This window comes from Segatella intestinalis, assembly GCF_029348455.1.
In the GTDB taxonomy this organism is placed as follows: domain Bacteria; phylum Bacteroidota; class Bacteroidia; order Bacteroidales; family Bacteroidaceae; genus Prevotella.
The window spans coordinates 95261-109161 of the sequence record NZ_JARJVV010000007.1 but is presented as its reverse complement, the minus strand read 5'-3'; the positions used below and the strand labels follow the sequence as shown (position 1 = coordinate 109161).

Annotated in this window: 9 protein-coding genes; 7 read left to right on the top strand and 2 right to left on the bottom strand. The window is 39.4% G+C overall.

What is annotated here, in order from left to right; genetic code table 11:
• Positions 1–7: 7 nt before the first annotated feature.
• From P3T48_RS06360 to P3T48_RS06330, 7 genes are read left to right on the top strand one after another with little or no spacing between them, the layout of a single operon-like run.
• The gene (locus P3T48_RS06360) at positions 8–730 is read left to right on the top strand and encodes a hypothetical protein (RefSeq protein ID WP_276506056.1); all 723 of its coding nucleotides are present in this window, start codon (positions 8–10) and stop codon (positions 728–730) included.
• 52 nt (positions 731–782) lie between these two features.
• Entirely contained in the window at positions 783–4385 is a 3603-nt protein-coding gene (locus P3T48_RS06355) for a hypothetical protein (protein ID WP_276506055.1), read from the top strand.
• 23 nt (positions 4386–4408) lie between these two features.
• Positions 4409–5821, top strand: a complete 1413-nt coding sequence (locus P3T48_RS06350) for a hypothetical protein (RefSeq protein WP_276506054.1) — start codon at positions 4409–4411, stop codon at positions 5819–5821.
• Positions 5822–5853: 32 nt separating this feature from the next.
• Entirely contained in the window at positions 5854–6111 is a 258-nt protein-coding gene (locus P3T48_RS06345; RefSeq protein ID WP_276506053.1) for a hypothetical protein, read from the top strand.
• The gene (locus tag P3T48_RS06340) at positions 6087–7406 is read left to right on the top strand and encodes a hypothetical protein (RefSeq protein WP_276506052.1); all 1320 of its coding nucleotides are present in this window, start codon (positions 6087–6089) and stop codon (positions 7404–7406) included. Before P3T48_RS06345 ends, P3T48_RS06340 begins: the two co-directional genes overlap by 25 nt.
• Positions 7407–7416: 10 nt before the next feature.
• Positions 7417–9663 carry a DEAD/DEAH box helicase gene (locus P3T48_RS06335; RefSeq protein WP_276506051.1) on the top strand — a complete coding sequence of 749 codons (2247 nt, stop codon included), beginning with the start codon at positions 7417–7419 and terminating at the stop codon, positions 9661–9663.
• Positions 9664–9714: 51 nt separating this feature from the next.
• Positions 9715–12060, top strand: a complete 2346-nt coding sequence (locus tag P3T48_RS06330; protein WP_276506050.1) for a DEAD/DEAH box helicase — start codon at positions 9715–9717, stop codon at positions 12058–12060.
• A 47-nt stretch (positions 12061–12107) separates the two neighbouring features.
• On the opposite strand, the gene P3T48_RS06325 is transcribed toward P3T48_RS06330, so the two are convergent.
• Together P3T48_RS06325 and P3T48_RS06320 are read right to left on the bottom strand one after the other, a co-directional pair.
• A complete protein-coding gene (locus P3T48_RS06325) occupies positions 12108–12575 on the bottom strand; it encodes a hypothetical protein (protein WP_276506049.1) in 468 nt (155 codons plus the stop codon).
• Positions 12553–13896 (bottom strand): AAA family ATPase, encoded by a 1344-nt coding sequence (locus tag P3T48_RS06320; protein ID WP_276506048.1) that lies wholly within the window; start codon positions 13894–13896, stop codon positions 12553–12555. Before P3T48_RS06320 ends, P3T48_RS06325 begins: the two co-directional genes overlap by 23 nt.
• Between the last annotated feature and the right edge of the window lie 5 nt (positions 13897–13901).

Sequence of the window (13901 nt, the reverse complement as noted above, 5' to 3'; positions counted from 1 at the left end):
AGTTATTATGAAATACAAGAAAAGTGAATTGGATTTATTTCTTCAAGAGCGAATTAGAGAGAATAAAGAGGAACTTAGTCGTAATATTGAAGCAACGCTTCAATATGAACAAAATTGCTTGGAAGAAATAGTCAAAGGTATAAAACATTGCAAAAGCAATATAGAAAAATGTAATAAAGCATTGGAAAAAGCTTCCATTTCTAATATGGCTGTTTGGAATGCCAAAAAAGGAGCTTTCAAAGATAATCTTGTTATTTGGAACACCTTGGGACTTATTCAAATGGCAAGTATCGAAATAAAAAGATATACAAAGGTATTGTCTTCAGATGTTGATGAATGGATAATATATGACGCTATCAAATCAGTCTATACTGCCATTTATGAGACTTCAAAGAAGTTAGTTGATAGCACAGGTAAGCTAATGAAATTCGTTAATAGTGAGTTTCCAGGTTATGACATCTCTTTATTCAAAGATATTAGAAAAGAGTTGACAAAATTCAGAGAAGACAATAAAGATTCTTTTACGAGCGTAAGAAACAAGATAGATGCCCATCGGGATGAAGATGTTTGTACGCAAATAAATACAACGGAAAACTTGCATTTAGCAGATGCAATCCAGTTAATTGTGGAATATGAACGCATCATTAATGAACTTGGTACTGTTGTAAATCCCATGAAACGATTGGGAATATTGCGATTGGAATCAGTTTTTGGAAAAACTAAGAAATAAATGAATTTGAAAACTTCTTTCAAATATTTGCTTAATAAAAAACTTGATAGTCATGATCCAAATTCTTATAATAATCTTATTTTTATGTATTTTAGCTGTTCTCTATCTGTCAAAGCCAAAATGGTTGGAAAAAAGAATGCCGTGGATATGGGAACATATAGGGGCGCCTATTTTCCGATATTATTTTGTAACAACTGTTAGGAAAATAACGATTATATATTTTTCTACTTTTGGTGCGATTGCTGCTGCCAACCCGATTTTAAAATTATGTTTTAAGATAAATTGGAATACTAAAAACGGAGATATTTGGGCAAGCCTCGATTGGAGAAATGATTGGATAGATATTACTTGCGTTATATTAGCATTACTACTTACTTTTGCTTATTGCATTTACATTCTATATGAAAGGAAGAAATTACAAATCCCTTCTGATGCGACCTTGTCTAGTATTAAAAATATAGGAGAGTCAAACGGTAGGAAGCTTGAGGCTGCACTTAATAGATTGTCAAATACAAGTATTACAAAGTCGCTTATTCCTCAATTACAAGATTCTATAAAATCACTTCATATAAAGACTGCTGATGACATATTGGAAAAATTGAAAGTGTTGGTCTTGCAAGAGAAATTTGTGGATTTTCCTCTATTGATGCAATTGGAATACAATATCGGAAGATGTATGCGGTATGCTGATGAGAAAAAAGCATTGGCTGCTTTTAATAATGCTTATCAGGCAATGGAGAAGGCGCAGTTGTTTGATCAAGATGTAGCCATAGCAAAAATATTTTGTTTGTGTAAAAATGGTGAGTATGATAAAACATTTGCAATTATTGAACAACTTAAAGAACGTAATTGCAATAGCATTTGGACAATAATTCCGACGATTCTGTCATCGGAAAATCCTTTTGATACTTATGATAATCAACCCGTAGAATTGAAAGCCAATCAAGAATTACTCGCCTATCTTTTGTTATTAGATGAAAGTAAGCATTTCAATCCTAAAAAATTGGATTTTGAGAATTTTTTTCTTAGAGAATTGAAAGAACTTACCTTGGATAATATACCTCTTTGGGCTTTACATTTTAGTGTGTTACAGACTCGTTTCCTAAATGAATGGATGATTGCTCCCGAAGGGAAAAACAAGAAAGAGGTCAAAGTGTCTAAAGAATTATATGATGAAACAGAGAAGTATCTACGATTGCAGGCTAAGACAGAGCTTGGAAAGATATTTCCTGATATAGACTTTATTCATGCATGGGTAGCATATATTCATGACCATAGTCCTCTTTGGATAGATAAAATAAAAAGTTATTCTTACTCTCCTCAAAATAAGGAATTATATTTTATTGCAGTAGCTTCAATGCTTGTGTCTGAAAATAAAATGAAAGAGGCTGTAGATTTTCTTGGAAATTCTGTGACAGCAGTAAGTTTGAACATCTTAGGGTATAGATTAAAATTTGCATTTCAATTAGGGCAAACTGAAACGATTAAGGAAATCTTCTCTCTTGTAATATCGGCTAACGAACACATAGAAGATAATTTATTAGCAAATCTTCTCTCTTGTATCCAGTATTATAATTCTGATGTTTTTGATTTTGTTCCGAAACTCCATTTCGAGGATGACGTAAAGAAAAGATGCGTGGTTGCTGTAGCTTTATTCTTTGCTGAAAAAAATGTTGATATGGACTATCTGAATAAGCATATTAATGAAATCCCTAATATACTGAAGCCTTATATAGCCATGATTTTCGAGAAGTATGTTGGAGTAGATTCTGCGATTAATATCATAGAGCCTATTGTGGATTATCATTATTTCGACATTCGAGCTTTCATCTATTTTAATCTTTTACGTAAGGAACAACGCTATGGAACAAAACTATATGATTTTTGTGAAAAGATGAGGAAAAATGGAAGCCAAACAGAAGAAACTTTACTCTGTGAACTCCAGATGGCAGAAAAATTGGAAGATTTTGGCAAGGCTCTTGAAATAACCACAATGATGATGAATAACTCAAAACGAACAGGGGTGTTTGTAGAACATCATCTCATGGCTCTATATAAGAACCAAAAGAAGGATGATATTGCACAATTTTATCCTCATCTCAAAGAATATGTTTTTGACAATGTAAATTCTATCAAAAATATATTTAATGTCTATTTGTTGGTAGACATGTATTTTGAGGCTCTGGACTTTCTATATTCACAGGTAGAAGTTGGCATTTCTCAGGAACTTCGTGATTTCTATTATCAAGCGTCAATGAACAAGGAAATTGGCAACTTAGTACATAAGCAGTATGATGTTATTGAAACAGGAAGCTATGTAATGGTTGATATTGATGGGCAAAATGATTATTTGGAAATCTTACTTTGTTCACAATATGACATTCTGATAGGGAAAAGACCAGGTGATAGTATTGATATTGAATTATTTAATCATTCGCAGCATGTAGAAGTGCTGGCGATATTTAATAAATACCACAAGCTCTATATGGAAATAATGAAAGAGATACATGAGCATAAAAGCAAATCTATACGTTCTTTTACAATTGAAGATTTAGAAAGCGGCGATGGTATTTTGGTGAATTTGGGAAAATTGTCAGGCTCTGACGAGAACTATAAAAAAGCATGGAATGAAGCTGTTGAAAAATATAAAAATGGAGAAACCACATTATATGAATTAGTTGAGGAATCATCATTGGTGGCTAATTTGTATAATAAAATTTTTGGTGATTTTATAATATGTTCTTTGCCAAGAAATATCATTATGGCAAAATTGCAGAACTCTAAAATTGATATTGCAAGTTTGCAGCCTGTGTTGGATTTTAGTGGCTTGATTCTTATGCAGGAATTATCTGTTAGATTTAATCTAAAATTCAAAAATAAATTTATACTTCCTAAGTCCATTGAAACTGCTATACAAAATACTCTGTCTGCGGAGAATAAAGGAATTCCTTCTTTTATAGAACCAAAAGTATTAGCCAATTTGACAATAGAAACAAGTAATGGTAAACTTGAAGAATCACCATTTGTTTCTAAATTAAAATCATTATTAGAATGGGTAACGTTAAATTGTTCTGTAGAGAGCAATAAAGAAATATTGAATCATGATTCTAAAGATATTGTTAGTGTTACACACCGAATGTTTTTAGATTCGACGATGCTTACACTAAATAAAAATAGGGTGTTAATTTCTGAGGATTGGATTGTGTCAATAATGACATATTATCCCAACAACTTCTGCGCTATGTCTGTAACAAATTGGCTTGCTTTAACAAGAACAGATTCCATACAAGAAATAGATGACTATATTTTCGGATTAAAATATTTAGGATGTGAAATAACAAGTGACCACATCTTTAAAATTCCATTTTTAGATGCGGCAACAAAAAAGCAAGTTTTGCCAGTCTTGGTTGAAAATATAAAACGTTTCAAACCAGTTTCTGCAGTGAAAGAAGCGGCAATAAGACTTATTGATGGTAGAATATTTACACCAGACATTACGAATTTTGTATTAAGCATTTTTATTGCTTTGTTTAAAGATATGGACTATGTTCAAGCAATTCGGTTAAAGGTACAACTTCAGAGAAGTCATTGTAATGAAATGTACAGACAGCTATTGGAAGATGCTTACAAAATTACACATCCATTGATTTTATAAGATATAGGGAATTGACATAAATTATGAACACAAATACGGATTTTGACAAGATAGATAAGGTACTCTCGAAAATATCGGGCAAGGAGATGAAAGGCTTTGTTCGACAGTATGCAGCTACGCATGAGGACTTTGCTACCGCTTTGGTGGAAAAGTATTGGAAGCCAGAGCGTGGCAACTACAAGGAGCAGGTGGAGGCTTGCTTTGCCCATGCTGGTGTGTTGGGTAAGAGATTCGGGCAACCCCAACTGGACTGGAGGAAGATAGAGCAAGACCTGGGGGCAATGATGAGGAAAGCCAAGAGCATGAAGAAGAAAGGAAATCTGATTGATGCTGCCCTGATTGCTGGATATGTAATGACCATCACTTGCCGAGAGTTCAAACACGACCATCAGGCTTACACTCCTGCTAGGTATGATGTTTGGGCAGAAGAAAACAAGGTATTGAAGGATGTTGTCAACCAGTCGGCAGACATGGTGAGGGAGTTGTTGATCAATAGTGATGAGATAGAGGAGGATTCTCGCTTGGGAATGCTTGGGGAGATAGCAGAGCAATGTGAGGAAATTGGCGACAACTATTTCATGCGCTTTGAGTGGTTTGTGGATGAGGCAATGCCTGTGCTTTGCGGTGATGACGAAAAGGCGTATCTGGCTCATATTAGCAAGCGACTGAAAAACAAGAAAGAGAAATACTTCCATTATCGCTATTACATCCAAAAGGCAGATTACTGGGCAGCGCATGGAAAGCGTGCAAAGGCAGAAAAACTGATGTTGGAGAAACGTGATGACGAGAATATCCGTGACCATTATATCGACTGCCTCATTGAATGGGGTGAGTATAAGAAGGTTGTGGAGGTGATAGACGATAATAAGGATGACTTTCACTCCTACTCCAAGAAATGGGAGGACAAAGTGGTGAAAGCATTGGAACTATCAGATGATAAGGATTGGCTAATAGAAGAATGCAAGAAACGATTTATCGTTAGTGGGTATCGAATCAAATATTACGAGGCTCTGAAAGAGGTGATAGACAGGAAAGATTGGGCCGCCTTCTTTGATGAGCTTTGGAAAATGCCCGATTGGGAGCATGACTATGAGGATGCAGAAGCCAAGATCCTCATCAAGGAGGAACGGTTGGACTTGCTCAAAGATATGTTTGTGCATAAGCATTGGAACCTGTGGGAACTTTATCCTGAATATATCAAGTACGTACCCAAGCAAGACCATGCCTTTGTGGGTGAGATACTATTCAAGGACATCAAGAGATTGGCTTTGCTCAAAGAAAAGCCAAAGGAGTTCAACTGGTTGTTGGGACAAATAGAGAGGGTAATGAGAAAGTCTGCTGCCGTAGATAAAATTATCAAGAATGGTATCAGACAGCTTATTGCGGATTATCCCGACAAATATTATTTCAAGAGTTATTTGGGTAGCATTTTGTAGAAATGTTTAATGTTTAGTGCTTATTTAGCGGAATGACAAGAGAAGAATTTGCAGAGAAATGGCAACATCAGCATTATCCAACGATGGATTTGCAGGCTGAGGTGCCTTTCTATTACGATATATATCAAAGAATTTGCTCCGTTGCGAAAGATGGATGCAAGAAAATCAACGAGTTTTATGTCATCCAGATACTGTTGTATGTGGAGAACATGGGACATCTTAAATTGGATGACGTATATGCCAATTGTACCGCCGTTCGGAAGATATGGTTGGACATTGGTGCGGACTGATGGAGTTGTCAGTTCCAACAGTGAATGCAGTGAAGATGATTGTGGGTGAAGCTATAGGAACAGCTCCAGAGAGTGCTCTGGTGAAATGGGTTCAAGAGAGCGTGGCATCTCATGATTTCAATGAAATGAAGTCTGTGGCTTTGTTCTTTGCCCATGCTGACTTAGCTGTCGGTTTGCTTTTTCCAAATAGTAATTACCGAGAAGAGGTATATCTGCAACTCTTCAATGAGGATAGCCGGATTGCATCCAACATGGTGTCCTCTGACTTTGCTTTCAACTGGAAGGATAAGGAGGGAGTAACGGTGATGCAACGCCTCGGACATTGCTTTGAGCGGATGGGAGATGCGGTAACGGCACATTCCCTTTCCACTATCAGAGGTATTCGATTGGACTGCTACCGTGTGGTGGCATCGAAGGATGGCAAGTTGACCTTGATGAACAAGGATAACGAGCAGTATTCCCCTGTAGTTGTCACGACTCCTATTCCTGATGGTCACCAAGAGAAGTGTCTTATCTGTCAGATGGTGGGATGGAATGGCGATTATTATATCAATGGTTCTGGCATGTGGATGGATATGGCTGTCTATGAAAGATGGGACAACAAGAAACTATGGGATGGTATCGAGGAGGATGAGCGTGATGACTGTTCTTGTTCCTACTTCACGGCACCTTCAGGTGAGCATGTAAGCTGTTATGAGGATGCTTATGGCGAGGAAGATCCTGATGTGATTTCAGATTTCGATTTATGGGGAAATCTTGATTTCAATCTTGGTGAAGACCCTATTGAGGCAGAAGCAGCAAGGAAGCGGAAGCGTAACAGAGAGGAAGGTCGTAAGCAACCGAATTACAAGTACAAGCCTACTGGTAAGAGTCCTTCACAATATTTTGTAAGAAAAATCAACGAGGTATTTAAGTGGACGGTGGAGGATTCCACTGACCTCAACTATGGTTTGCGTGTGTTGGAAGGTTGGATGAAGCAAGCGCATGTTTATCTGGAAAGCAACAACTATGCTTATGCTAATTTTATCGCCTCTTCTATTGTCTTCAGTGGTGCCAACTACTCAGATTGGTATATCGCAGACTATCCGAAACAGGCTACTCGCATGAAAAAGATTGTGCGTGATGGCTATGAGGTGGTAATGGAGACATTGCCACACGACCCATCCAACTGGAGAGAAGCCTTTGCGAAGATGCTGAAGCAATTGAAGTCTTATGGTTGGGAGATTTTCAAAGGCAAAGAGGCTTTTGACCTTGATAAAGCCATCAAGGATGTTGAGAATCTATTGAAGAAATAAATTCTTTGGAATGAAGGAAATCAAGCTATTTGATTACCAAGAGGATATGAAGGAACGGATTGAGAAGGCGTTGCGCCTTCATCGGTCCGTAATGGCGCAAATGCCGACAGGTACAGGAAAAACGTACCTGTTGACGGCAGCTATAGACTCTTTTGTGGAAGATAATCCAAACACGAAGGTTTGGATTGTTGCACACCGTAAAGAATTGGTTTCGCAAATAGAGGAAACCATAAAGAAGTTCTATTCTTACTCTTCGTCAAAAAACAAGTCACTATTGGTCTCTGTAAAAGCCATGTCTATACAATGGTTGGCTCGGCATTATAATGAGATTGAGGAAGAACCTGGGATGATAGTGATTGACGAGGCGCACCATGCGCTTGCCAAGACCTATAAGGAAATGTGGGAGAGATTCCCGAAAGCAAAGTTTCTGGGACTGACGGCTACGCCTTGTCGATTGAATGGTAAGGGATTCACAGACTTGTTTGATGTTTTGGTGCAGTCGTGGAATATTCCTGAGTTTATCAGCAAAGGACGATTGGCGACCTACGACTTCGTGAGTATTAAGTCGGATGGTGTGACGCAACGGCTCATCGACTCCTTGCAGAAGCGAGGGGCAGATGGTGACTACCAGAACAAGGAAATGGATATGCTGCTGAACAAAAGACCTTCCATCGAAAGGCTTTACCAAAGCTTTGAGGAGTATGGCAAAGATAGAAAGGGCATAGTGTATGCTATCAACATATCTCATGCAAAGAAAATTATGGAACTGTATCAAGAGCATGGCATCAAGGCGGTTGCCATAGACTCGAAGACTCCTGCCATGGAAAGACAAGCTGATATTGAGGCTTTCAAGAAAGGCGATATCCAAGTGCTGGTGAATGTTGATATCTTCTCGGAGGGCTTCGACTGCCCGGATGTGGAGTTTGTGCAGTTGGCTCGTCCTACACTCTCGCTTGCCAAGTATCTGCAGATGGTGGGACGTGGACTGCGTGTTGCCAAGGGGAAGAAGAACTGTGTGATTATTGATAACGTGGGATTGTATCGGGTATTCGGGTTGCCGTCGCAAGTATGGAACTGGAAGGCTACGTTTGAAGGAAGACTGAAATACTGCAGAAAGAAGGAGACTCCGAAAGAAAGAGATTTCTTCTTGATGAATGGAAAGCAAGAAACGATGCCTGTTAGTCAAGATTCGGAAATGATGATAGTGATGAGCCATGAGGAACTGATGCATGCGTTGCAGTATCGGGAGTTTGTTGATTGCAATGATGATTTTGCCATTGTCAAGCTGCCTGACGGAAAGATGACGGTGGTTAACAGACAAGGCGAACAGGTTCTGGAGCCTGGTAACTATTATGATATGAAGTTCTTGCGTGGGAATATCTTGTCCTATCGACCTCGCAGAAAAACAGTATGTTACTACGACCTCTTGGCGAGAGTTCTCATCGACGAGGACATTCACGCGAAGGATGTTCCCGAGGTAATCACCATAAATGAATGGGAGTTCGTCGTATATAATGGCCTCTTCAAGTCTCGTACCTATGAGGACTTTGCATTACCTTATCGTCCTTTACAAAATGACATATTGAATCGTGGGTATTACTTAATATATCACAATGATTTTTCCGTAGGCAGTGGTTGCCAAGTATGGTACTATTATGAAGGTGGTGACGGCTTGATGCGTAAGGATTATACGGCGAGTAAGGATGTGTGCTTTTTGCGTAATGATTATGAGCATGTATATTGGCTGTGTGCCAATCTTTGTGGTGACGGTATCGTTATCATGGATAGCAAGCAGGACTACTACTTGGTGGATTCTAATTTGAAGAAGACTTATATAGGGTGCAATAACCCTAAGAATGAGAAGGAAGATTTGAAAGTCGTGATGCCTCGCCTCGGTAAGAAATTCTATCACGAGATGATGTCGCAAAAGAAGGAAATGGAAGCAAACGAGCTGCTTCTTTTGCATGAGAAGTCGGAGGCAGGGCATGTGGAATTGTATCAGGCAGGAAAGAAATGGGGTGTGAAGGTAGATGGTAAAGTTATCGTGCCACCTCTTTACCACAGTATATCACAACCTGTCGGGGCCTATTGCGCCTTTGAAGAGATTCCCAGACATTGGGGTGTTATGACATTAAAAGGAAAAGTGATTGTTGATGCCAGATATGAGAAGGTGGAGATTCATGACAACGGTATCGCCATGGTAACAAACATCACGGGAAAAACACAGACAATCAATCTTTTAAAGGTAAAAGAGTAAAAAGGTAAAAAAGTAAAAGGACAAAAAGGCTTTTTGCTTTTTGAAATGACAATGAAGATGATAAAGCTGTTTGATTACCAAGAGGATATGGTGAAACGAGTGCAGGAGGCATTTAGACGCCATGATTCTGTGATGGTGCAAATGCCGACTGGAACAGGGAAAACCCATGTGCTTGCAGCCATTGTGGAGATGTACTTGAATAAGTATGTATGGGTGGTGGCTCATCGCAGAGAACTCGTATCACAAATCAAAGACACGCTTGCAAGATTCTTTCCTGACTTGGATTCAGAGAAAATCCAAGTGACATCCATACAATGGTTGTCAAGACACTATCGGGAGATAAAAGAGAAGCCGAGTCTGATTGTGATTGACGAGGCACACCATGCATTGGCAGAGACATACGCTGAGGTGATGAACGCCTATCCGAAAGCGAAGAAATTGGGACTGACGGCTACACCATACAGAATGAACGGCAAAGGGTTCACGGATTTGTTTGAGATGCTGTTATGTTCTTGGAACATGGAACGGTTTATTGCCGAAGGGCGGTTGAGTCTGTATGACTATTACTCCATCAAGCCAGACAGTGCCGACCAACTACTTATTGATTCGTTACAGAAGCGAGGAGTTGATGGTGACTATCAGCAGAAAGAGTTGAACAAGGTTATGGATGTAAGACCATCGCTCGAAAGGCTTTGTTTAACCATCAAACAATATGTACCAGGAAAGAAAGGCATCGTGTATGCCATAAGTATTCAGCATGCTGAGCATATTGCAGAGTTCTATCGAGAGAATGGCATCAAGGCTGTTGCGATTTCGAGCAAGACTCCGCTTGCTGAACGAAAAGACATGATAGAACGGTTCAAATCTTCCTCGCTATCCTCTTCCATAAAATCTGCTTCAAATGCTTCCGAGGGGATTGAGATACTGGTGAGCGTGGATTTATTCTCAGAAGGCTTCGACTGTCCTGATATGGAGTTTATCCAACTGGCAAGACCTACGCTGTCATTGGCAAAGTATATGCAGATGGTAGGACGAGGACTGCGAGTAGCAGAGGGTAAGGAATACTGCGTGATACTGGACAATGTGGGACTTTATAAGCGGTTCGGATTGCCTTCTGTGGATAGAGATTGGCAGAGTATGTTTGAAGGACGTACTTCTCTGGAAGATGTCCTGCAAGAGACGTGTATGCAAGTCAATAGTCACAACTGTAGGATGGACCTGGTGATGGATGGTGATGAGGAGATGATAAAAATCATCAATCATGAGCGTCAACAGCAGATGATTATGGACACCTATGGCTATAGCCTGATGGAGAACGACAAAGGGTTGTTGGGCATCAAAGACAATGACGGCAATGTGATATTGGATTGCATATATAAGAAGATAGAAGTGACCAATGATGGCTTTGCCTATTGCTACATAAGAAAGAAAGTAGGTAGGAAGGAATGGATTGACTTGCGGAACAGGTTGTGGTTTGCCAATAAGCCACAAAGTGTTAAGCTGATGGGCATCGATTTCAGTACAGAGGATGGCAAAAAGCTGTACCCTCGCATCCTATCGAAGTATATTGATGAAAAGACCTATCTGACGGTGAAAACCTTGGAACTACAAGTAGGAACAGGACTAAGTTGGAAGCATAGGTTTATTCCTTGGGACGAGCCGAACAAGGTGTATATGTACAAAGAAGGAGAAGGCAACGCACGACTGTATGTTGATGAGAACGAACAATATTTTGTACAGAAGAACATCGGCAGTCAACTGGAGAAAGTTGACTCTCGTGAGGAGTTGGCTGAGTTTTCAAAAAAAGACAAAGAAGAAAAGAAGGAAGGCTTAGAAAAGCTTAAGAATTCATATAAACTTTATGAATATTATCCTGTCGATAACTTCTATCCTATCAAGAAATATCTTGGAACAGCGAAAGATAATATAAGAATCGAGAAAGACGGCATTTGGCATGTGGATGATGCACAGAGTAATGAAAGCTTTTGGGTTGACCCTATCACACACAGGAAACATTATACAAGACCGGTCCTGTTCAAGCGTGGTTATCTGAACATATTGAAAGAAGGCGACTGGTGCTATGTAAGAAACATCCAGAGACTCATGAACAGACCATTAAGGCAATGGGAAATTGTGGCAGATGACAACATCTGTGTCATCAATAATAAGTATCTGATAGAGAAAAGTGAGACTGATCAATGGTACAAGATATGCAGGAGAACAGATGACTTCACTTATTTTTCTGTATTGGCATGCTATTATGAAAGTGAACTCATCAAGGATGATACTGAGATCCAAATTACTCAATTTGATGGCGAGGGCTTGAAAATGACCCAAGAAGGATTTCCTTACACACCAATTGTGATAAAAACACGTAAAAGAAGTAGGTGGTGGTGACGAAAACAGACCGATATGAACAAGATTTCATGTCGGTCTGTTTTCGTTTATGTATGTTTCTTCGTAGAAGGATAGAACAGATGATCTTTGTCCAAGAATACAGGATAGAATACAGATTCTATGATGTAACCTGCAAGCCTTGGCTTTTGACCGCCGATTTTCCGAATCGTACCCCAAGAAACCTTGCCCTTGATATGCGGAGGAATTTTGAAGTGGCTGTTTTCAGGGAAATCACCATATACCTTCAAGAGTCCCTGCTGTACAGCTTCTTGTCTTGTAAAAGAGCATACTTCTACAAATCGCCCAACAAGTTTATCAAGCATTTTCTCTTCTTGCCATTTTTCAAGAGTCTGTCCTGGAGGACATTGGTTGAAATCGAAATCCTTGAAGTTGAAAGATAACTTGGGCTGTTCATCTTTCACCTTACGCTCATCTCTCACATTGGCAGTACGGCTTTCGGAAGCAGCAGTGCTTTTGAACTTATTCTCAAACTTACTCTTCTTTTTTGCTGCCATACTCCATGATGAATTTATCAATGTTGCCGAAATAAGGAATAGCACCATAGCGTCCCAGCAGATAATCCTTTGAGAAAGACGCATCGTTACGGACGCTATTAGCCTGATTGATTTTGTATTCCACCAGAGAGTACAAATCAGATGCACCCTCAGAAGATTTCTCAGCGAACCATATCTGATCACGACGAAGCAAATCCTTACGCAAGAGGTTTGTATCGTGAGTTGTTATAATCAACTGCGCCCCCAAGGTATTCATCACACTATAGAATAGTTTGAGCAATTCTACTGACAACTGTGTGTGAAGACTTGCGCCAAACTCGTCAATCACAAGCACACCACCATTTTGAATGGTGTCGAAGAATGGACCAAGAAGAGCAAACAGTTTGGTTGTACCCAAGGACTCAAATTTGAAATTCAACTGCTCCTTACCAATTACCGCCCCATTGTCATACAGATCATGGGTTGAAAGAATTTCCAACTCATGTTGCTCTATACGTTGGTTGGAATCTGTCGGGAAATGGATGCCCAAACGAGACAATATTTCAAAAGGAGTATCTTGCGTATCAACTTCCTTGACATTTTCTTTAACGTTCATATCCTTGATGCAATTATCCACTATGCCAATCATGTTGAGGATTTGCTCACGAATCAAAGGATTGTGTATAAAAGTCCTTGCAGTATAAGCCAAGGTGTTATCATCTAAACCTGAAAGAATATTGAAGCGCTTGCGGAACCATTCTTTCACCTTCATTGCCACTTCCACATTGAATTGAGCTGCAGTGGAAAGGTATAGGGCATTACTTCTGGTTTTTGTGTCAACTCCCCTTGCACCCTTTACCACTTTTGAGTTGACCTTGATATTTTGTCCTTCACGCTTAAAACAATAGCTCTCTTTTGTACTTCCTTCAAGTAACACGAAGAGCCATTCGGTCAGCACTTTGTTCTGACTGACCTCAAATCCATATCTGTATCTTTCTCCATTGCAGATGAATATCATTTGCATAGAAATAGGCTCTTTTGTACTTTCCACATCAAAACGATAATGAAGAAGAGAGAGACGCTTGACGATGCTCTCATCGACAAATGACCGTAGCACCATAGACTTGAAAATATCCATAGCTGCAATTACAGAACTCTTACCCGAACCATTTGCACCGTAGATGGCGGCAGACCTTAAATAACGCTTGCCGTTATCCATGGTGGAAACATTCGAGTAACCATCATTGCTCTCGCACTCCTTGACAGTAGTGCTAGCAACCATACTAAGCGAAACCTCATCTCTGTATGACATAAAGTTTCTTATCGTAAATTCTATCAGCATTTGTT

Coding starts and splice junctions, on each gene's coding strand:
- P3T48_RS06320 (WP_276506048.1), bottom strand. CDS start 13,896: ATGCTGATAGAATTTACGATAAGAAACTTTATGTCATACAGAGATGAG.
- P3T48_RS06345 (WP_276506053.1), top strand. CDS start 5,854: ATGACAAGAGAAGAATTTGCAGAGAAATGGCAACATCAGCATTATCCA.
- P3T48_RS06355 (WP_276506055.1), top strand. CDS start 783: ATGATCCAAATTCTTATAATAATCTTATTTTTATGTATTTTAGCTGTT.
- P3T48_RS06340 (WP_276506052.1), top strand. CDS start 6,087: ATGGTTGGACATTGGTGCGGACTGATGGAGTTGTCAGTTCCAACAGTG.
- P3T48_RS06325 (WP_276506049.1), bottom strand. CDS start 12,575: ATGGCAGCAAAAAAGAAGAGTAAGTTTGAGAATAAGTTCAAAAGCACT.
- P3T48_RS06350 (WP_276506054.1), top strand. CDS start 4,409: ATGAACACAAATACGGATTTTGACAAGATAGATAAGGTACTCTCGAAA.
- P3T48_RS06360 (WP_276506056.1), top strand. CDS start 8: ATGAAATACAAGAAAAGTGAATTGGATTTATTTCTTCAAGAGCGAATT.
- P3T48_RS06335 (WP_276506051.1), top strand. CDS start 7,417: ATGAAGGAAATCAAGCTATTTGATTACCAAGAGGATATGAAGGAACGG.
- P3T48_RS06330 (WP_276506050.1), top strand. CDS start 9,715: ATGAAGATGATAAAGCTGTTTGATTACCAAGAGGATATGGTGAAACGA.